The organism is Clostridium cellulovorans 743B (assembly GCF_000145275.1).
Lineage (GTDB): Bacteria > Bacillota > Clostridia > Clostridiales > Clostridiaceae > Clostridium_K > Clostridium_K cellulovorans.
The window spans coordinates 4,727,535-4,751,473 of the sequence record NC_014393.1; the positions used below are offsets into that span (position 1 = coordinate 4,727,535).

Here is a 23,939-nt window from a genome sequence, read left to right on the forward strand (position 1 = left end):
TTAATCAAGATATGAAAGCGCCCACATTAAGCAAGTTGTAGGACCTACTTTATTGCCAGTACCAGTATAAAATCTATATGCTGCTGAACTGAGAAGTGCTAGTATCAAAATAGACCTTCCATCTACTATACCTTTTGATTTATTATATATAGCCATATTTATTGAATCCTTCACCAGTTGCATTTCGTTGCTTAGTACAGGTACTGGTTTTTTTGACACTTCCTCTTCAAGGCATAAAAGCTTTATTATTACAGCAATCAATAACTGTGGTTCCATACGTCTATTATCATAGTTTATAATAAGCGTTCCAATATTTGTGTTAGCTTCTATACTTCTGACTGATCCAATTTTCTTTAGTTCATTGGCTAATACATTTTTTGCTTGCTCATTATTTCTAAGAATAGGGATATAAAATCTTATCCTCCCATCAATAGCATGCCTCACTTCAACAATACCTTTAAAATCTGGTAAATTGTTATGCTTACTAATTCTACTATTATCTCTGCCTAAAACTTTTATCGTTGCAGTACTGGCTGCTAGAACTATTAAGTTTTTTAAGATATAATTCATCAAATGAACCTCCTTGCAAATCTGGTTCTTATATACTATATCTAAAGTAACCTTTACATATAAATTTCATATTTCAATCTTTGCATATAGGGAAAAGCTACTTTCATCGAGTATTAAAAAATCACCTATTTTTTATGATAGACAAAGTAGAAAATTTTATTCTTCTACTAATCAAAAACTTTTCAATAATTTATCTTAAACGCAATATCCCCTACAGAATAATACAGATGTATTTTTCCTGTATTATCCTATAGGGGATACTTAAATAAACTTAATTAATAAGTTGCAATACTTCTTATAAAAACAAATTTATAAAGCTATAAATCTTATATCTATAAAAAATTAACTCTTTCACAATAATCAAGCATTCTTTCAACAGCAGCCTTATTCAATTGACTCCATTGAAAACCTAATTTTTTCAGAATAGCATTTGTTCTATCGCTAACAGTCATAAAGGTTGTTGAATTATAATTTTCAAGCAAACCTAAGTGAACCATAACATCATCAACATATTCCTTTAATTCTTCATCTTCACTCTTTAAAGAAATATATTCTCTAAATTCATCAATACTTTTAAGTTCTAATTTTTCATATTTTCTTTCTAGGATCTTTGCCAAATCCATAGTTCCTATTTTTTCAGGATTTTCTATATGAAACACTTGATTCTTACAGTTGACCTTGTTAAAAAGAAGAATGACTGCTTTAGATAATTGATCTACATAAGAAAAATCAAAAATATTTTCTTTTATTTTAGGTATACAATTTAGTCTGATAAAAGCTTTTATATTTCTATAAACCGCATTTTCTGCTATATTTTCTTGAAATATTCCTGTTTCATAATTAAAAGTTACATTTCCAAGCCTAAATATTTTAGTATTTAATAGATCTTTACTAGCTTCTTGAACTAATTTTTCAGCCTCTAATTTTGAACGCACATATACATTATCAGATTCCTGCCCAATATAAATATCCTCCTCTGAAAACATGACTAAGTCTTTATTAGAAACACGTCCACTTCCAACGCTAATAGTAGATATTTGATTAAAATCTTTTAACAAACCTTCCTTAGCAAAATCAAGCAAGTGCTTTGTTCCTAAAACATTTATATTGTAAGACTCCTCATATCTTCCATAATGTTTTACATTAGCTGCAGAATTAATTATACAATCTATTTTTAAAGATAACTTTTCATAACTATCAATATCTAAACCTAGATATTTCTCTGATATATCTCCTTTTAATATCATTACTCTATTCTTATATTTATGATAAAACTCCTGTCCAAAATAAAAAGTAGTTTTCTGTATAATTCTATCCTCTGCTTCTTTAGTGTCTTTTCCTCTTAATAGCAAATATATTTTACTATCTGTACTTAATAAAAGTTCCTTTAAAATATTTACGCCAACATAACCTGTAGCACCTGTTAGTAAAATATTCTTATAAACAACTTCATCATTCAAATTAATACTTGTATATCTTTTAATATCATCTCTGTACGAGTGGTACAATGGTTCTATAGCTTTTGGAATTTGATTTTCTTCCTCAAACAAAGTTGCAGCTACCTGACCTTGAACTTCATTATTCTTTAAACTTGGTGCTTCCTTTTTTAACTTAATATTTAAAGCCAATTGCTTAATAGTTGGATATTTAAACATATCATTTATAGCAATAATAAATTCTGTTGCTAACCTTGAAACTACTGAAATTGCTTTTAATGAATTACCGCCAATTTCAAAGAAATTAGAATCCGTACTTATTTCTTTTAAACCCAATGTTTTACTCCATGCCTCTGATATCTTTTCTTCAACACTATTTTTAGGAGCTATATATTCCTCATTTAGATCAGTCAATTTAGGTATAGGCAATGCTTTTCTATCAATTTTTCCACTAGAATTCATAGGTATACTTTCAAGTTGCATTATATACGATGGAATCATATAGTTTGGAAGTTCCTTTTTTAAGAAGCCCTTTATCTCTTTAGGAGAAATTTTTTCGTTACTTACAATGTATGCACATAAATACTTGTTCCCGCTATAATCCTTTTGATCATCTACAACCGCTTCTTTTACCTTTGGATATTTTATTAATTCTGCTTCAACTTCTTGGAGTTCTATTCTAAAACCGTTGATTTTTACTTGATAGTCAATTCTACCTATAAATTGTATATTACCGTCTGGAAGCCATTTTGCAAGGTCACCAGTTTTATATATTATTTCTCCTTTCACATAAGGATTTTCTATAAACTTTTCTTTTGTAAGTTCTTCTTTGTTTAAATATCCCCTTGTGATTCCATCTCCACCTACACATAATTCCCCTGGAACTCCTATTGGAAGTAGGTTATTATTCTTATCAAGTATGTAAGCTGTTGAATTAGCTATTGGAGTCCCTATAGGCACTACTATGTTTTCATCCCATTTTTTCGTAACTTCATATATCGTTGAAGCAACTGTATTTTCTGTTGGACCATATCCATTTAGAATCTTTAAGTCCTTATATCTTTGGGTTATTTTACTTACCTGCTTACTGGATAAAACATCTCCCCCCACAAGTAAACATCTTAAATTTTTGAAGATCTCTTCATTACTTTCACTATATTGATTAAATAGGGGAGTTGGCATAACCATTATCGTTATTTCATTATCATCAATATAAGTTTCTAGTGCTGCATCATTAATTATTAAGTTGTTATTTTCTAAGTGTAAGGTTATCCCATTAAGTAATGCGATCCAAATTTGAAATACCGATGCATCAAAAGATAATGACCCAGCCTGAAGAACTTTATCATTTTCTTTGATTCTAATATAATCAGCATTAGTAATAAGGTTTACTAAATTTCTATTTTCAACGCATACTCCCTTAGGGTTACCAGTTGAGCCTGAAGTATAAATTACATATGCTAAATCCTCTGGTAAATTTGTAGTTTGAAGGTTTTCTTTGCTTTCCTTAAATATTTCTTCATCATTCAAATCCATCAATTGTATATTAAGTTTTTTCAAATTCACCTTTTCCAACTGATGTTTTTTAATTAAAAGTATTTTACTGTTGCTGTCTTTAATCATATAATCAATTCTTGCTTTTGGATAATCTTCATCTATTGGCAAATATGCAGCTCCACTTTTTATAATAGCCAGCATAGCAATTATAGTATCTATGCTCTTATCACATACTATAGAAACAATGTCTTCTTTTTTCACTCCCATTCTCACTAATAGCTTAGAAATCTGATTTGATCTTTCATTTAATTGTCTATACGTTAGGCAATCTCCCTTTGATACAATGGCAGTTTTATCTTGCATCTTCTCAGCCACTTCTTCAAATAATTCTTTTATTGTTTTATCTCTTGCATATTTTCTTTTTGTGTTATTAAATTTTTTTAATATTAAATCCGTCTCTGTCTTAGATAAAATATCAAACTCATCAATAGGTTTATCTAAATCGTTTGTAAGCTTTGTAAGGATATTAATATAATGTGCTACAAAATTTTCTATTGTCTCTTTTTTATATAATGCTGTTTGATACTCTAATTCACCTAATATTTTTTCCTTGCTTTCATTAAATATCATAGAAATAGGGAATTTTGCTATGTTATTTTTAAATTTATAAGTTTCTACTTGTGAATCGTTTAATTTTAAATTTTCAATACTTACATCTTGAAAAGAAAAAATAACATCAACAAGAGAATCATTCTTTATATTTAACTTTTCAATTAAATTCTTAAGATCATAGTTTTGATTTTCAAAAGCTTCCAAGGAGGTTACCTTTACTTGCTCTAAGAAATCTCTAAAACTCCTATGCCCAATTATTCTATTCCTTAATGGTAATGTGTTAACAAACATACCTACTGTGTATTTAAGGTCTTCATGAGTTCTCCCTGCTGCTGGAATTCCTACTATTAAATCTTCTTGACCTGTATACTTGTACAACAGTACGTTGTACGCTGCTATATAAAACATAAACTTTGTTACACCTAGACCAGTAATAGTTTTATTTATGCTTTCTGTTAATGCTTCATTTATTTCAAAATTTATTGTGTCTCCTTGAAAATTTTTACCTTGCCCATTTTTATAATCCAATGGTACATTTAACTTTGGAATCTCTCCTTGAAACTTATCAACCCAATATCTTTCTTGAAGCTCTAATAAACCATCTTTATATAACTTACTTTGCCAATGTGAAAAATCTTTATATTGAATTTTTATCTCGTTAAGTTTATCCCCATTATATAACGAAGATAATTCTTTTGTTATTATACTCATTGAAACGCCATCTGCCACAATATGGTGTATATCTATCATTAAAATTGAAGTATCAGAAAATTCAATTACGTTTCCACGAATAAGAGGGGCTTTACTTAAATCAAAGGGTTTTATAAGTTTTTCAGCTTGAACTTTGTTTATATCAAATTTACTATAAACCTTTATATAATCTACTTTAAAGTCTACTTTTGAATGTACCTTCTGAAATATATTTTCATCCATCACATGAAAACTTGTCCTTAATGCTTCATGCCTATTTATCAATTGACGAATTGATCTTTGAAAACTTTCCTTATTAAAATTACCTTTAATTGAATATGCGATAGGTATATTATAGTTTGTAATATCTACATTTTTTTGATTTACTGCATATATTCTTTTTTGTACTGCTGACGCTTCATAATATTCTTTTTCTTCTACCTTTTCAATTTCTCTAAAGTTAAAAGATTCATCTGTAGTAGTACTATTTAAATATCCTACAGTCATACTATTTAAATATCCTGCCAACTCTTCTATGGAAGGATTTCTAAATACATCTGTAACAGCAATTCTAAGCTCAAGCTCTTTATAAATTTTAGAAACCAAACTTATAGCTATAAGTGAATTTCCCCCAAGTTCAAAAAAATTGTCCTTAATGGATACTTTTTGTGTCTTAAATAGCTTGCACCAAATTTGCTCAAGTTTTTGCTCCATTTCAGTTCTAGGTTTTATAACTTCTATTTCATCATGTGATAGATCAGGAACAGGCAATGCTTTTCTATTAATTTTTCCATTAGAATTAACAGGTATTCTTTCAAGTTGCATTATGTACGAAGGAATCATATAATTTGGAAGTTCCTTCTTTAAGAAGTCCTTTATCTCCTTAGAAGAAATTTTTTCGTCACTTACAACGTATGCACATAAATATTTGTTCCCATTATCATCCTTTTTATCGGCTACAACTGCTTCTTTTATCTTTGAATATTTTAATATCTGTGCTTCAATTTCTTGAAGTTCTATTCTAAAACCGTTGATTTTTACTTGATAGTCAATTCTCCCCATAAAGTATATATTGCCATCTGGCATCCATTTTGCAAGGTCACCAGTTCTATATATTCTTTCTCCTTTTACATAAGGATTTTCTATAAACTTTTCTTTTGTAAGCTCTTCTCTGTTTAAATATCCTCTTGCAATTCTATCTCCACCTACACATAATTCCCCAGCAACTCCTATTGGAAGAAGGTTATTATGTTTATCCATTATATAAGCTGTTGAATCAGCCATTGGAATGCCAATTGGTACAATTATATTTTCATTCCACGGTCTCTTTACTTCATATACTGTTGAAATCACTGTGTTTTCTGTTGGTCCATATGCATTTATAATTTTTAAATTGTCATATAATTGAGTTATTTTGCTTACTGCTTTACTAACTAAGACGTCTCCCCCTACTAGTAAACATCTCAAATTTTTAAATATAGCTATGTTGCTTTCACTATATTGGTTAAATAATGGAGTTGGCATAAGCATTAGAGTTATTTTATTATTATCGATATAAGCTTCTAGTGCTGTGTCATTAATTATTAAGTTGTTATCTTCTAAATGTAGAGTTATCCCATTAAGTAATGCAATCCAAATTTGAAATACTGATGCATCAAAAGATAATGATCCAGATTGAAGAACTTTATCACTTTCTTTAACTTCAATATAATCAGGATTGTCAACAAGTTTTACTAAGTGCCTATTCTCAACGCATACCCCTTTAGGATTTCCGGTTGAGCCTGAAGTATAAATTACATACGCTAAGTCCTCTGGTGAATTTATATTTCTAATATTTTCTTTGTTTCCCTTAAATATTTCTTCGTCATTTAAATCTACTAATTCTATATTGTCCTTTTCTAAATTTACCTTTTCAAACTGATGCTTTTTAATTAAAAGTATTTTACTCTTACTATCCTCAAGCATATAATCTATTCTTGCTTTTGGGTAATCTTCATCTATTGGCAAGTATGCAGCTCCACTTTTTATAATAGCCAGCATAGCAACTATTGTATCTATGCTCCTGTCACATAATATTGGAATAATCTCATCCTTTTTCACACTTTTTCTCACCAATAAGGTAGCAAGTTGATTTGCTTTCTCATTTAATTGTTTATACGTTAAATGTTCTCCCTTTGATACAAGTGCAGTTTTATCTTGTGCCTTTTCAGCCACTTCTTCAAATAATTCTTTTATTGTTTTATCTCTTACATCTTCTCTTTTTATGTTTTTAAATCTCTTCACTATTATATCTTTCTCTGCCTCAGATAAAATATCAAACTCATCAATAGGTTTATCTAAATCGTTTGTAAGCTTTGTAAGGATATTAATATAATGTTCTGCAAAATTTTCTATTGTCTCCTTTTTATATAATGCTGTTTGATACTCTAATTCACCTAATATTTTTTCCTTGCCTTCATTAAGCACCATAGAAATAGGAAACTTTGCTACATCATTCTTAAATTTATATGGTTCTATTTGTGCGCCGTTGAATTTTAAATTTTCAATATTTACATTTTCAAAAGAAAAAATAACATTAAAAAGAGAATCCTTCTTTATATTTAATTTCTCAATTAAATTCTTAATATCATAGTTTTGATTTTCAAAAGCCTCCAGAGAGGTTCCCTTTACTTGCTCTAAGAAATCTCTAAAACTCATATTCTTAATTATTCTATTTCTTAGTGGCAATGTATTAACAAACATACCTACGGTACCTTTAAGGTCTTCATGAGTTCTCCCTGCTACTGGAGTCCCTATTATTAAATCTTCTTGATTCGTATACTTGTACAATAGCACGTTGTATGCCGCTACATAAAACATAAACTTTGTTATACCTAGCGCAGTAATAGTTTTATTTATTCTTTCTGTTAAATTTTTGCTTATTTCAAAATTTATTGTATCTCCTTGAAAATTTTCATCTTGCCCATTTTTATAATCCAATGGTACATTTAACTTTGGAATCTCTCCTTGAAACTTATCAACCCAATATCTTTCTTGAAGCTCTAATAAACCATCTTTATATAACTTACTTTGCCAATGTGAAAAATCTTTATATTGAATTTTTATCTCGTTAAGTTTATCCCCATTATATAACGAAGATAATTCTTTTGTTATTATACTCATTGAAACGCCATCTGCCACAATATGGTGTATATCTATCATTAAAATTGAAGTATCAGAAAATTCAATTACGTTTCCACGAATAAGAGGGGCTTTACTTAAATCAAAGGGTTTTATAAGTTTTTCAGCTTGAACTTTGTTTATATCAAATTTACTATAAACCTTTATATAATCTACTTTAAAGTCTACTTTTGAATGTACCTTCTGAAATATATTTTCATCCATCACATGAAAACTTGTCCTTAATGCTTCATGCCTATTTATCAATTGACAAATTGATTTTTCAAAACCTTCCTTATGAAAATTACCTTTAATTAAATATGCAATAGGTATATTATAGTTTGTGCTATCTACATTTCTTTGATTTATTGCATATATTCTTTTTTGCACTGCTGATGCTTCGTAATATTCTCTTTCTTCTACCTTTTCAATTTCTCTAAAGCTTAAAGCTTCATTTGTAGTAATACTATTTAAATATCCTGCCAATTCTTCTATGGAAGGATTACTAAATATATCTGTAACAATAATTTTAAGCTTAAGTTCTTTATGAATTTTAGAAACCAAACTTATAGCTATAAGTGAATTTCCCCCAAGCTCAAAGAAATTGTCTTTAATAGATACTTTTTGTACCTTAAATAACTTACACCAAATTTGCTCAAGTTTTTGCTCCATTTCAGTTCTAGGTTCTATAAATTTTGTTGTATGCTGCGATAAATCAGGAACAGGCAATGCTTTTCTATCGATCTTTCCATTAGAATTAACAGGCATTCTTTCAAGTTGCATTATGTACGAAGGAATCATATAATTTGGGAGTTCCTTCTCTAAGAAGTCCTTTATCTCCTTAGAAGAAATTTTTTCGTCACTTACAACGTATGCACATAAATACTTGTTCCCGCTATAATCCTTTTTATCGTCCACAACTGCTTCTTTTATCTTTGAATATTTTAATATCTGTGCTTCAATTTCTTGAAGTTCTATTCTAAAACCGTTGATTTTTACTTGATAGTCAATTCTCCCCATAAAGTATATATTGCCATCTGGCATCCATTTTGCAAGGTCACCAGTTCTATATATTCTTTCTCCTTTTACATAAGGATTTTCTATAAACTTTTCTTTTGTAAGCTCTTCTCTGTTTAAATATCCTCTTGCAATTCTATCTCCACCTACACATAGCTCCCCAGGAACTCCTATTGGAAGAAGATTATTATGTTTATCCATTATATAAGCTGTTGAATCAACTATTGGAATACCAATTGGTACAGCTATATTTTTATCCCATTGCCCCTTAATTTCATATACTGTTGAAATCACTGTGTTTTCTGTTGGTCCATATGCATTTATAATTTTAAAATCGTTATATAATTGAGTTATTTTGCTTACTGTTTTACTAACTAAGACATCTCCCCCTACTATTAAACATCTCAAATTTTTAAATATAGCTATATTGCTTTCACTATATTGGTTAAATAATGGAGTTGGCATAAGCATTAGAGTTATTTTATTATTATCGATATAAGCTTCTAGTGCTGTGTCATTAATTATTAAGTTGTTATCTTCTAAATGTAGAGTTATCCCATTAAGTAATGCAATCCAAATTTGAAATACTGATGCATCAAAAGATAATGATCCAGATTGAAGGACTTTATCACTTTCTTTAACTTCAATATACTCAGGGCTATCAACAAGTTTTATTAAATGTCTATTCTCAACGCATACCCCTTTAGGATTTCCAGTTGATCCTGAAGTATAAATTACATATGCTAAATCCTCTGGTGAATTTATATTTTTAATATTTTCTTTGTTTCCCTTAAATATTTCTTCATCATTTAAATCCACTAATTGTATATTAACTTTTTCTAAATCGACCTTTTCTATCTGATGCTTTTTAATTAAAAGTATTCTACTATTGCTGTCCTTAAGCATATAATTTATTCTCGCTTTTGGGTAATCTTCATCTATTGGCAAATATGCAGCTCCACTTTTTATAACAGCTAACATAGCAACTATTGTATCTATACTCCGATCGCATAATATTGGAATTATCTCATCCTTTTTCACACCTTTTCTTACCAATAAGTTGGCAAGTTGATTTGTTTTTTCATTTAATTGTTTATATGTAAGATACTCGCCCTTTGATACAAGAGCAGTTTTATCTTGTGCCTTTTCAACCACCTCTTCAAATAATTCTTTTATTGTTTTATTATCATTGTATTTTCTTTTTCTATTATTAAACTCATTTAATATAATGTTTTTTTCTTCTTCAGAAACTATTTGTAACTCTGATATTTTTACATTTGAATTCTTAATAATGTTGTTAGCAATAACTTCCATTCCCTTAACCATTTGTATAACTTGCTGCTCTGTATAATCCTCTATTCTATACTGAACCTCTATTTCTATCTTTCCATCTTTTTTATATTCCTTAATAAAGATATGTAATGGAATATTTGTATACTCCTGTGGCAAAGCTTCACTGCTAATAGATACATCATTAAAATTACCACAATTATAACTTTCAAACACATAGTAATTTACGCAAAACTTGAATAAAGAATCAACTCCTTTTTTCTTTAATTCTAAGTCTTGTGCTAATAAATCATATGGATATTTTTGATTATAGTAACAGCTTTTAAGTTCTATATTTAGATAATCTAAAAATTCATTAATAGTATTACTTTCTTCTATATTTATTCTTAAAGGCATTGTTCCTGTAAACATACCTATGGTATTTCTTTGACGTTCATTACTTCTATTAAAGCAAGCAACTGCTAGGGTTATATCATTGTCATTCAATATTCTGCTCATATATATACTTGAAAGAGAAATAAAGAATTTATTTAGTGAAACTTTTTTTTCATTCAAAAATTTTTTAAGTTCTTCACATATACCTTCATTTAATGGAAACAATTTTGTTTTTGATTTAGCACTTTTAGAGTTTATATATAAAGAATTTTCATTTAGATTTGAAAACTTGTCCTTCCAGAACTTTTTATTCTCTTCAAACTCTTGGGAATTTAAATATTCCTTTTCCTCATATATAAAATCTATATATGAATTTTCAACCTCAGATTTTATAGTTTCATTATTACACAATTGCTCATATACATTAAAAAGTTGTTTAAGTAATATATTACAAGACATTCCATCACAAATAAGATGATGAATAAAAAAACATACCCCCATATTTTCTTCATCAATTCTATAAATAAAACACTTAAACAGAAGTTCATTTTGTTTGTATAAAATCTTTGTGCCTTCCTCTGTATAAAACTCCTTAAATTTACTTTTAGCATCATCGCTATATAAAGTAAAATCTAAGAAATTTATATTAATAAATTTATATTCACTTACATATTGATATAATTTTCCATCTTCTTCATAGAATTTTAGTCTAAATGAATCGTTTTTTTCAATGATTAAATTTATTGCCTTTTCTAACATATGAATATCTAAGTCACCAGCAATATGAATTTTGTATATAATATTATGCATTGGTGTGTTAGGAAACATTAGCTCATTGTACCAAATCCTCTTTTGCGGATGAGTTATCTCAATTTTTTTATTAATACTGTCCATAAAGAACACCTCCCAATATATCATTCCACTTAAGTATTACAACCCATATCCATAAATAGTTGCATTTTTATTAAAATATAATAACTGTAATATATTTCATATTTCCACCTTTATTTTTTAATATATATAGCTTCCATTATTGAAGTTACATAAAAAGGCTCTATGATTATTCAAATATCAATAAACTCTAGGTAGCATCTTTATTTGAATTCTACATATAAATCTCATTATCGAAACTACATCCAAAACCCTATGGACATATTAAAATCACTATGCCCCATGAATCTCGTTTATTTGAAATATGTATAACTAAAAATGAAAAGGATACTTAAAGTTCTTATGCTCTAAGTATCCTTTTTCGTTTTTATTCACTATATAAACTGATCCTAACCATATTTAATGCTACCTCTTCAGCAATACCATTTTTTGATGAAATAGAATATGATATATCACCCTTTTTCCAAGTTGCTAGATTAACTATTTTATTTTCATTCCCCTGTAACTTTACACTTATTTTATTTATTTCATATATATTCTGAACTTTATATGTATTATAATCACCACTTATATTCTCGGCTACCTTTCCAGCTCTAAATATGACTATATATTGTCCATTATTATATTCTATTTCAATCATATTATTTTCTATAACAGATATTTTATCTATAACAAATTCACTTGATATTCCTTTTATATAATCTATTTTAAATTTTATTGCTTCTTCGGCTTCTTCCAATGTCTTATATTCTTTTTTCCATTCCCCGGCAGTAAGTATAGGCGGCTTCCCTATTTCTTCTTTTTCATTATTCTCCTTTTCATTATTCTTCTCGCTACTCTTGTTCTTCGTTTCGTCACTATCGTGTTTTTCTACATTACTGTCATCGCTTCCATTGTTATTGTTTTGATTATTTCTATTTACATTATTATTGTGGTTATTTGCATTATTATCTTCGCTAATTTGATTTTTTTCATCACTACTATTGTCTATATTATTATCTTCATCAGGCTTTGAAGATTCATTTTTCTTATAATTTTCGTCCTGACTAGAGTACTGATTTTTAATCTCTGGTCCTTTCAGTTCATCATTCTTTGATATGCCTCTATTATTATCATATAATCCACTTACTTTAATATTTTGTACTTCCTTATTTGCATCATCTATGCCATACTGACTTAAATTATTATATTTAAATAATTGAGGCTTGCCACTTACAATATTTAAGCATAGAATTACCGTAAAGCATGCAGCAATAATTTTTATTTTTTTTATAAATGTGCTATTTTTTTTAATTACTGAAGTTTTAACTTTTATATCTTCCTTGAGTACATTATGAAGTATTCTTTTTTTCATATCTTCAGTCATAACAATTTTATTTAATTGCTCCCTATATTTTTTACTCAAAATCATACTCCTCCTTTAACTCTTTCCTTAATATCTTCCTACCTCTACTAAGCAGTGAACGTACTGTTGACTCTTTCTTATCTATTATGGATGCAATTTCTACCGTAGTGTAACCTTCATAGTAATATAAATATATAATTTCTCTATATTTCAATGGAAGCTGCATTACTTTTTTAAGAACATTATTTTCTTTATATTCATCATAATATGGAGTTTCCGTTAACTCTACACGATTTCTAAACCAAGCAGATTTTAATTTATTTTTACAAATATTTCTGGCAACACAAATAAACCAATTCTTTTTATGGTCATTGTTTTGAAATGTCACCTTATTTTTAAGTAATTGTATAAAAACCTCTTGTACTACATCCTCTGCATCGTAAATATTTTTCATATATGAATATGCAAGCCTAAATAGCATATTCCCATAATAATCTAAGTCCTGTGAGATAATTTCATCTGTACACAATGAAATCTCATTCATTATAAAACTCATCCTTCCATTCCGTAGTACAATTAACCCCCTAATGTTTTATGCCATATTAATTTTCTTTACTTGTTATAAATATGATACAACTCACATTGTAAAAGTGTTGCAATAGATTTTGAAACTTATCTATTAATTACAAATAATAAAAGCCAACCTGAAGAAAGCACTTCATAGTTGACTTTTAGTATGTTTATTTTTTATCTTTAAACATATTCATAAGATCTGCGAAAGGACTATCCATCGGATCTTCCTTCTCTTGATTTAATTTATTCATTATCTTTGCAACTTCTCTTTTATTCAACTTATCAGATTTGCTATCAAATCTCTTCTCAAATTGACTAGCCTTTTCTCTAAAGTTACAATTCGATCCTGGGCAAACATAAATTTTGCCCTCACCTTGACCTCTAAGTTCTAATTTCTTTTTACATTCTGGGCAACGAGCATTGGTGATTCTTGCTAGGTTTTCTCTGTGTCCACATTCTCTGTCTTGGCATACAAGCATTCTACCTTGCTTACCTTTTACTTCTAACATATACTTACCACAATCAGGACATTTTTTGCCTGTCAGATTGTCATGTTTAAATTTATCACTACTTCCTTTAACATCATCAACTAGCTCTGCAGCATACTTTCTCATTGCTTCAATAAATCCTCTTGAATCCTTTTGCCCTTTACTAATACGCTCAAGTTCAAGTTCCCATTCTGCAGTTAGCAATGGGGACTTTAATTCTGAAGGTACTAAGTCTATAACCTGTTTCCCCTTAGAAGTTGGAATTATATCTTTGCCGTTCTTCTCAATATAGAACATATTAAACAACTTTTCTATAATATCTGCTCGTGTTGCTACAGTTCCTATACCGCCAGTTTCTCCAAGAGTCTTAGCATGAACTTTATCAAGACTTACGTACTTTTGCGGTTTTTCCATAGCTGAAAGCAATGTACCTTCATTAAATCTAGCTGGTGGTTTTGTCTTATGCTTTTCTGAGTCGATACTCATTACATTAAGCTTATCACCTTTTTTAACTACTGGCAGCGTTTGACTATCTTTATCATCCTCATCCTCTGCTAAAGTTGCTTCTTTATCATAAACCTTCTTCCAGCCTTTAGCTTTGATAACATTGCCTTTAGCCACAAAAGTTTCACCATTTATATCAGCTTTAATTGTTGTTTGTAGATACTCATAAGGAGGAAGCATAACAGCTAAGAATCTCTTAACTACTAAATCATAAATATGTCTTTCTTCGCTGCTTAAAAGTGCTAACTTTCCTTTTTCTTCTGTTGGAATTATCGCATGGTGATCACTAACCTTGCTATTATCTACAAAACCCTTGTGTCCTGTTATCTTTCCTTTTAAAATTTCATTAGCTACAGCACTATAGCTTCCAACGGCAATAGCTCTTAATCTATCAGGCAATGTAGCAACAATATCCGTAGAAAGATATCTGGAATCAGTTCTTGGATAAGTTAAAACCTTATAATTTTCATACAATCTCTGCATTATAGATAAAGTTTGCTTTGCAGAGTAACCATAGATTCTATTAGCATCTCTTTGAAGCTCAGTCAAATCATAAAGAGCTGGTGAATATTGTTTTTTATAACTCTCTGTAACTTCTACTATATTAGCTTCTTTACCTCTTACTGCAGATAAAACCTTATTTACCTTATCTACTTCAAAAATATTGCTATTATTGTTCTTATCTCTGTATTGAAGATTAAAACCTTTTGCTTTAGCATTAATTACAAAATAATCTTTTGGTACAAAGGTTCTTATTTCTTCTTCTCTGCTAACAATCATAGCCAAAGTAGCTGATTGAACTCTTCCTGCTGTTAATTGAGCATTATACTTACAAGTTAGTGCTCTTGTTACATTCAATCCAACAACCCAATCAGCCTCTGCTCTGCACTGTGCCGCCCTATACAAATTTTCATATTGAGCTGAAGGCTTCAAATTTCTAAATCCGTCTAAGATAGCTTTATCTGTTTGAGAAGATATCCATAATCTTTTCATAGGCTTCTTAACTCTTGCCTTTTCTATAATCCATCTTGCAACAAGTTCACCTTCACGACCTGCATCCGTTGCAATTACTATTTCATCTACATCTTTTCTGTTTAATTGCTCTTTGACTGCGTTAAATTGTTTTCCACTTTGTTTTATAGTCACAAGTTTTAAAGGTTTTGGAAGCATAGGTAAATCTTCTAATCGCCAACTCTTATATTTATCATCATAAACCTCCGGATCAGCTAAAGTCACTAAATGCCCAAGAGCCCAAGTTACTATGTATTTTGGTCCTTCTATATACCCATTACCACTTTTCGTACATTTTAAAACTCTTGCAATTTCTCTTCCTACAGAAGGTTTTTCTGCAAGCACCACTGTTTTTGACATATCATCTTCTCCTTAATAGCTAATAACAAGCTAACATTATCTTTTATTCTAATTCCTCAACACATACTAAAATAAATAATATGCTCCTAAGGATTTTTTCATTATTCGTATCAGTTAAACTTCTAATCTAAACAAAGTTAAATTCCTTACATGATAATTAAGTTATCTTTCTAATTGTTTCAATTAGATATGTTCCAATAAAGAAACTACATTCATTTCAACTACAGTATATAAACTTGATCTAGACACTTAATTGCAATATATATATTTAAATAATAGGCTATCTCTAGATACACTAAGATAGCCTATTTCTATTTTACCATATATATTCTTTTATTGCTTTCTTTAAAATTATGCTATAAACACCTTAAGCATATTTTAAAACATAGGTTTGACTACTGCAGCAAGATTTGTTGGCTGCTCAAGTTGGGAATTTCAGCGTATATTTTCATTCTTGTCACATATGTCATTGGGAGAGTACATTCGTAAAAGAAAACTTACATTTGCAGCATATGATCTCCAAGATAATGGCTTAAAGGTAATTGATATAGCTCTCAAATATGGCTATGAATCTCCAGCTGCTTTTTCTCGTGCTTTTAGCAAATTATATGGAATATCACCATCATCAGCACGGGATAGCTATATGGACCTTAATGCTCATCCAAGACTAACCTTCGAATTTGTTGAGAAAGAGAGGCTTATAAAAATGAGTAAGTTCAGTGAAAGAGGTTATGTTGTTAGAGAAAATGGCGCTGTGTATTTTACAAAAGACATGGATAAAACTGTGAAATGGTTTGAAGATGTCCTTGGTTGGTATGGAGATGTTGTTGCAAGAGATAGTGATGGCAATGGAGGCTATGGTTGCGTTTTCGATTATCCAAGCGAAGTGGCAATAGCTCATCTGATTCCATTTAGAGGATTTCATCTATTCACAGGAGAACCAATAAAAGGTGTAGCTGGCTTCCTAATGATTGACGGAATTGATGCGCTACATAAGCTTGTCAAAGAAAATGGATGGAATCAAATTTCAGATATTGTACCATAACCATGGGGATCTAGAGAATGTAGTATTACGACTATTGATGGATGCATATTGCGCTTTTTTGAGGAAATTCATAAATAACCTTTAAATTAGAATATGCAGTTGAATTGTTTCATTTTCTTCTTAAAAATATTAAGGACTACTTATACAGTAAGTCCTTTTTTATTGAAACTATAATTTATCAACCAACGTATTCCAAGTCAATTCTAAAACCCCCGTCATATTTGATGGTTCATTTGAAACGTAAGTAACTACTGCATTTTTCTCTGGTAGCATTACTACATATTGTCCAAACAATCCATCCATTCGATAAGAGTTTGGATATGAATTCATCCAAATTTGATATCCATAACCTTGTTTATGGTCAGCAGTTATATAATAGTCATTTAAATGAGCTGTATCTATTTGAACTTTTGTAGCTTTTGCAATATAAGCTTCTGGTATAATCTGTTTTTCATTCCATCTACCTTTATTAAGTAGCAATTGACCAGCTTTTGATAAATCTAGAGCTGTTAAATATAATCCATTACATCCGAATGATATATCATTTATATCAGCTTCCCAATATGGCTCGGCTATTTCTAATGGTCTAAAAATACGAGGCATTAGATATTCTTTCAAATTATATCCTGTTGTAACAGTAATAAGCTTTGAAAGCATATAAGTTGCACCATTATTATATACAAAATGCTTACCTGCTTCATAGACCACAGGTTCCTCAAAAAAGAGCTTACTGATGTTATCAAAAGGCCCATTATTTTTTATTACCTCGTCCATTGGACATCTTGCATGTCCAGTTCCCATGCAAAGCAAATCATGAATTGTCATTTTACTTAAATTATCATTTCCTTCTATAGCACCCTCAATATCACTTGCAAAATGCTCTACTACTTTATCTCCTAAACTAAAATATCCCTCACTCTCTGCAATTCCAATTGCCATAGAGGTGAATGTCTTACTTACAGACCACAAAAGTGTTGGCTTTGGTGTTTTGAAGTGATGCTCAGCAATTATATCTCCATCTTTTCTTACAACTACGCTTAGAACATGAAGGTTCTGTCTTTTTACTGATTCTATTAAATCTTGTAATATATTATCATCCATTTTATATCTTCCTTGTGCAAATAATTATTCACCTTTAACAACTATTATTATACAACATCTGGTAATTCAGTTTCAATATTTCTAATATACTCAGATTTATACCCTAAAATTGACACCACCATAGTAGTTATTCCCATAAAAATGAACATTAGCCCAATCTCTCTCCCTTTTCCAATCCCGATTATGCTACCTATACTTTCTCTAACAATACTGGTTTTTAGGAGTGGTCCAAATACATACTCTACTAACGGGCCAGAAGTAATGTATGCCAATGGAATTGCTATCTGTGAAACCATTCTTCTAATTGAAAACACTCTACCTTGAAGGTCTAAATGAACTTTTGATTGCCAAATGGCATTGCTACAACTTTGCTGTATAGGAACAAAAAAGAAGATTAAAAAAGCAGAAATAGTTACGAGAGGAATTGATGGTTTTAGTCCAGCAGTAACCAAACATATTCCTATGATGAAGATAATAGACATTATACCTAATATCTTATGTTCTGGTCCTCCCCACAAAATTACTATACCACTCCCTACAATCATCCCGAATCCAGCTATAGATAAAACTGCTCCTAATACAGCTGGAGTTGTGAATGATAAAGCAAGAGGTGTAGCTAATATAGTGACAGTAGTAACAAAATAATTAATTATTGAAAAGAAAAACAAAAGCATAACCAACCCTGGGCGTTCTTTTATATAATTCCACCCCACTGAAGCATCCATTAAAAAAGTTTTATCTTTCTTTTTTAAAGAATCTTTCTTTTCTAAAAGAGGAACTTCAGCCACTAAACATGAAAGGATTGCTATCAAAAATGTAATAAAGTCAATTATAATAACAGCCCAAATATCAACTTTCGCTGATAAAAAACCTGCTAACAGCGGTGCTATTAACTTTGAGACTCCATCCCCAATTTGCACCATACCATTTGCCCTTACAAGATGTTTCTTAGGTACTAATAAGCTAATGGATGCAGTATAAGCTGCTACTTGAAATGCACTACAAACGGAACATATTGCCATACTTAAGTATATTATTGATACTTTAAAATCTCCCATATAGAACATTACCACAATAAAAAAAATACTAATTGAGGCAATTAAATTACTGAAAATCATAACTTTTTTTCTATCATATCGATCTACCAGCACCCCTGAGAACGGAGAAATTACAATTCCAGGAAGCACTGTGAACATAGCTATAAGCGTGTACTGAGTTACAGACCCTGTTTTCTGGTAAACTTGTAATCCTAAAACAAAACCAGTTAACCCAGTACCTATTATAGAAACAACTTGTCCTATCCAAATAGAAACAAAAGCTGACATATCTTTATATCTTGCAATTTTCATTATTATTTCACACCTTTATGGTTTTCTTAATATTTTATGTAGATAGGTTCAAGTATCTGCATAACTATTTACAATTTTCATATTAACATTGACTCAAAAATATTCAGGCCAATACTTGAACGATAATCTCCTACATTTATTGGAATAAGGCATCTAAATCATCTTCTGAAATATCCGCTACTTTGAAATCTGATGGAGTAAAATATATTTCCTCTTGATCACATGTAAAATTAACTATAGTCTTAATATTACCTATAAAACTATCTATAATCTGTGTTATAGTAGATTTCGCAAACTCTTTACTACAGTAACTGATTTCAACCACTAAATCGCCATTAATTATCATGCAGTTAATATCAACTTTTGCTGTAATATGATTTTTTGATGAACTATCAGATCCAGTATATTCATTAATTATTTGATAATCACCATTTCCATTTAGCTCTCCAAACTGACCTAGGTAATTAAATCTTACTTCTGGTTTAATATATTGATTATTAATGGACTTATCCATATACCTTAATACACCGTAGCTTAGTCCTTTGTCTGGTATATTTCGCATTACTTCCTTAGTTGTTTTTATTATACTTCCTAAATCTTCATCATTAGTTTCCAATTTTACTGGAAATATAGAAGTAAACCAACCAACAGTTTTTGTTACGTCAACGCTATCTAAGTTTCTTCCATGCCCCTCCATATCAATTTGAATATTATTGCTACCAGTAAGCTTTCTAAGGGAAACATACAATGATGCAACTAACAAGTCTATTACTTCTGTATTATAAGTACTATTTGCATCCTTCAATAGTTTTTGAGTAGTATCTACCCCCAAACTTTGCTTTTCCTGTACTATATCACATCCACACTGACAATTAAATTGAAAATCTTCCCTTATACAGAAACTATTGTCTTTTTGGTTGTTCCAATAGTCAATAAGAACCTTATTTTCTTTTAAAGTGTTGCAATATTCTAGAAGGCCTCTTTGCCATTCTAACATTGATGCAGTTTTTTCTGGCAACCTAACTTTGATCCCACTAGTCAACCCATTATATACTATAAATAATTGTTCAACAAAAATACGCCATGATACACCATCTACTACTAAATGATGCATAGTCACTAATAGTAGGGATTTATTTTTAGCTTCAATAATTTTTGCTCTAATCAATAAATCATTAGTAATATCAAATGCTGATTTCAATTCTATTCCCATCTTAATAATATGAGAATCAATATCTTCTCCATCTTCTATAGCTTCATATTCTAAAGTGAAATCATCATTCAAATGATTGTTATTGTAGAATAGCTTACCCTTTTCAATTTCATAATTTAGTCTTAAGCTATCTTGGTGCTCAATTACCTGCTTAAATGCTTTCTCCATTAATTCCTTATCCAAAGCTTTCTTTGTTTCAATAAGAATTGATTGATTGTAATAATTCTTTTCTTTAAAAGCTTGTTCAGAAAACCAACTTACAATTGGAGTGGTATCAAATACACCACTTATCGTACCTTGTTCGTACTTAGATACTTCAGAACTTATATTCTCTACATAACTTATAATTTTCGATATAGTCTGATACTTTATAATCTCTCCAGCAGATACTCTAAGATTTATATCACTTAATTTAGAAGCAGCTTGAATTGCTTTTATTGAATCACCACCAAGAGAATAAAAGCCATCATTAATTCCAACAACTTCCACTTCAAGAATTTCTGCAAATACCTTAGAAATATTCTTTTCTATTTCCTTTTGCGGAAGAATCAAGTCTGTTGAAGCAGTTAAATCTGGAATAGGTAGCTTATTTCTATCAACTTTACCATTTGGAGACAATGGTATATCATCAATTATAATGATATTAGAAGGAACCATATACTCTGGTATATTATCTCTTAAAAATTCATTCACATTATCTAAGTCAATACTTTCTTCAATTACTATAAATGCACACAATGACACATTACTATTTTTACTTTTTACATCCAAAACTACAGCACTTTTAATACCTTTATATCGCTCAAGAGCACATTCAATCTCTCCAAGCTCTATCCTAAAACCTCTTATCTTAACTTGAAAATCTTCTCTTCCCTTGTAAACTAATACACCATCTTTATTTAGAAAAGCTAAATCTCCTGTTTTATACATTCTATATCCATCAATAAAAGGATTTGGAATAAATCGCTCTTTGGTGATTTCAGGTTTATTTATATATCCCCTAGCTACGCCATCTCCTGAAATATACAACTCACCTACTTGACCTGGGGCAACAGGCAATAAATTTTTATCAAGAATATACAGCATTACATTATCAGCTGGTATACCTATTGGAACAGACCCCTCTGTATCTATACCTAATTGATATTTGTAAATCATGCATCCAACTACAGTTTCAGTTGGTCCATATTCGTTGAACATTTCAATTTTGCCTTTAAAACTCTCATGAACCTTCTCCGCTAATGATGTTTTAAAATCTTCTCCCCCAACTATAAATCTTCTTACTGAAGATTCTTCGTTATCTAAGTCCTTTATCAGCGAAAGATGTGCAGGTGTTAATTTAACTATTGTAGCCTTTTTATCCTTTATAATTCTAAATAATACATATTCTTTTTGATCATCTCTATATACAGCCGCTTCTATACCACTTATCAATGGAGTAAAAATTGATGTAACAGTTAAATCGAACGCAAGAGAAGAGTAAACAGCAAATACATCATCTTGATCTTTAACATAGCTTTCTTTAGCCCACCAAATATAATTTACTAGCCCTCTATGCTCAATCATAGTTCCTTTTGGCTTTCCTGTTGAGCCAGATGTATATATTAAATAAGCAAGATTATGAGGCTTAGCAATAGAAGTAGGATTCTCTATTTTCTTAGAGTAAACTCTTTCATCATTCAAATTAATTACTTCAAGATTAAATTTGCTTACATTGCTTTGGTCCTCAGCATCCGTAATCAAAATAGCTGCTTTAGAGTCCTCTAATATATATTCTATACGTTCTCTTGGGTAATTTGGATCTATTGGTAAGTAAGCACATCCAGCCTTCAATGCTCCCATAATTCCAATAAATAATTCTAATGAATGAGAAACCATTAAAGCCACAATATTTTCTTGTTTCATGCCTTTCATTATTAAACCATGAGCCAATTTATTTGCTCTTTTATTCAGTTCATCATAAGTTAAAGTTTTATTTTCGAAAGAAACAGCTACCTTATTTGGAGTCTTTAAAACTTGCTCTTCAAATAGCTGTACAATAGTTCTATCCTTAGGATAATCCTTCTTAGTATCATTGAACTTGTAAACTATAGAATTGATGACTTCGTCAGAAACAAGCTTAATATCAATCAGTTTACATTGTTTATTTTGATAACCTTGTTCTATTATATTTATAAAATACTTATATAGATCCTCTATGCTTTCATCAGAATATAAATCTCTTTTATAGTCAAAGGAAATATCAGCTCCTTCTCCCCACTCCTTAACTATGATTTGGAGGTTATAGAATTGATATCCACCGTACATATCAAAAAAATCCACTTCAAGATCTGCTGCTTTCTGAGCAAAGCTTGTATTATAACAATTGACAGCAATACTATAAAGCCTATCTATTCTCTTACTTTCAGCATTTAAATCCTGAATTAAAATATCATAAGGATATTTCTGATGCTTTAAATATTCTTTCATTTCCTTAGAGATACAACTAAGAAAATCAGAAAAAGAAATTTCATTATCAAGTTGCATTCTAAAAGGCATAGTACTTGTAAACATTCCAAAGGTTCTTTTTTGTCTTAACCCATAACGGTTAAAAATTGGAATACCCAATGATAAATCTTCTTGTTGACTTATTTTGTTATAGTAAATAAGCGTAATAGCAGAGAAAAAAGTATTCATTGAGTGTCCAAAACTCCTTATTTTCTCCAGTACATCCTTGTGAATTTTGAAGGTAACTCTATTTCCTAATATTTCTCCATCAGGCTCTTGTGATAAAAACTCAGGTTCCTTACTAAACTTACTTATCCAGAAATCTCTATCTTCAATGAATTTTTCTGATTGCAAGTATTCAGTTTCTTTTTGAATAAATTCTAAATAGGAGCATGTCCTTATTATTTGTTGTTTTTCCTCCAACATATAGTTAGAATATAACGTTAAGATCTCCCTTGCAGCCATCTCTGCAGACCATCCATCACAGATAATGTGATGCATCCTCACAAATATTCCAGTTTCACCCTCTGAAACTTTTACCGCTGCAAAATCAAATAACCTTGATTGTATGATGTTAAATCTTTTTTTGATTTGTCCTTCAATCCACTGTTCTAATCTTTTTTTATTGTCTTCATACATACTAAAGTCGACAATTTCTAATTTATATGGCTCCAATTCATTTATGTATTGACTTACTTCATTACCCGTCTCTATAAACCTAAGTCTGATTCCAGGATTATTACATATAAAGTCATTAATTGCTCTTTCTAATATCTTAAAGTCAATTATTCCTTTGACTTTAGCATATCCTCCAATATTATTAATCGAGGTATTGGAGTATATTTTTTCATTATACCAAACCCTCTTCTGTGGATGGGTAAGAGGATATAATTGACCTACTTCCATTTTCATAGATTCCACCCCAC

Annotated in this window: 9 protein-coding genes; 1 reads left to right on the forward strand and 8 read right to left on the reverse strand. The window is 29.9% G+C overall.

Annotated features, from left to right (window positions below; translation table 11 throughout):
• The 5 genes from CLOCEL_RS19675 to CLOCEL_RS19695 form a co-directional block, all read right to left on the reverse strand.
• On the reverse strand, positions 1 to 570 hold the full coding sequence (locus tag CLOCEL_RS19675; RefSeq protein ID WP_010073940.1) for an HMA2 domain-containing protein: 570 nt from the start codon (positions 568 to 570) through the stop codon (positions 1 to 3).
• A gap of 332 nt (positions 571 to 902) precedes the next feature.
• Positions 903 to 11,540 carry a non-ribosomal peptide synthetase gene (locus tag CLOCEL_RS22110; protein ID WP_013291952.1) on the reverse strand — a complete coding sequence of 3,546 codons (10,638 nt, stop codon included), beginning with the start codon at positions 11,538 to 11,540 and terminating at the stop codon, positions 903 to 905.
• Positions 11,541 to 11,904: 364 nt separating this feature from the next.
• Positions 11,905 to 12,948, reverse strand: a complete 1,044-nt coding sequence (locus CLOCEL_RS19685; RefSeq protein WP_013291953.1) for a hypothetical protein — start codon at positions 12,946 to 12,948, stop codon at positions 11,905 to 11,907.
• Positions 12,935 to 13,426, reverse strand: a complete 492-nt coding sequence (locus CLOCEL_RS19690) for an RNA polymerase sigma factor (protein WP_010073945.1) — start codon at positions 13,424 to 13,426, stop codon at positions 12,935 to 12,937. The genes CLOCEL_RS19685 and CLOCEL_RS19690 overlap by 14 nt, the downstream gene beginning before the upstream one ends.
• A 196-nt stretch (positions 13,427 to 13,622) precedes the next feature.
• Positions 13,623 to 15,818 (reverse strand): DNA topoisomerase III, encoded by a 2,196-nt coding sequence (locus tag CLOCEL_RS19695; protein WP_010073946.1) that lies wholly within the window; start codon positions 15,816 to 15,818, stop codon positions 13,623 to 13,625.
• Positions 15,819 to 16,209: 391 nt separating this feature from the next.
• Between CLOCEL_RS19695 and CLOCEL_RS19700 the strand changes: the two genes are divergently transcribed.
• Positions 16,210 to 16,863 (forward strand): helix-turn-helix domain-containing protein, encoded by a 654-nt coding sequence (locus tag CLOCEL_RS19700; protein ID WP_013291954.1) that lies wholly within the window; start codon positions 16,210 to 16,212, stop codon positions 16,861 to 16,863.
• A 168-nt stretch (positions 16,864 to 17,031) separates the two neighbouring features.
• Here the strand turns inward: CLOCEL_RS19700 and CLOCEL_RS19705 are convergent, their stop codons facing one another.
• The 3 genes from CLOCEL_RS19705 to CLOCEL_RS19715 form a co-directional block, all read right to left on the reverse strand.
• Entirely contained in the window at positions 17,032 to 17,964 is a 933-nt protein-coding gene (locus tag CLOCEL_RS19705) for a serine hydrolase domain-containing protein (RefSeq protein ID WP_010073948.1), read from the reverse strand.
• Between the two features lie 47 nt (positions 17,965 to 18,011).
• The gene (locus CLOCEL_RS19710; RefSeq protein WP_010073949.1) at positions 18,012 to 19,313 is read right to left on the reverse strand and encodes an MFS transporter; all 1,302 of its coding nucleotides are present in this window, start codon (positions 19,311 to 19,313) and stop codon (positions 18,012 to 18,014) included.
• Between the two features lie 136 nt (positions 19,314 to 19,449).
• The gene (locus CLOCEL_RS19715) at positions 19,450 to 23,925 is read right to left on the reverse strand and encodes a non-ribosomal peptide synthetase (protein ID WP_010073950.1); all 4,476 of its coding nucleotides are present in this window, start codon (positions 23,923 to 23,925) and stop codon (positions 19,450 to 19,452) included.
• Between the last annotated feature and the right edge of the window lie 14 nt (positions 23,926 to 23,939).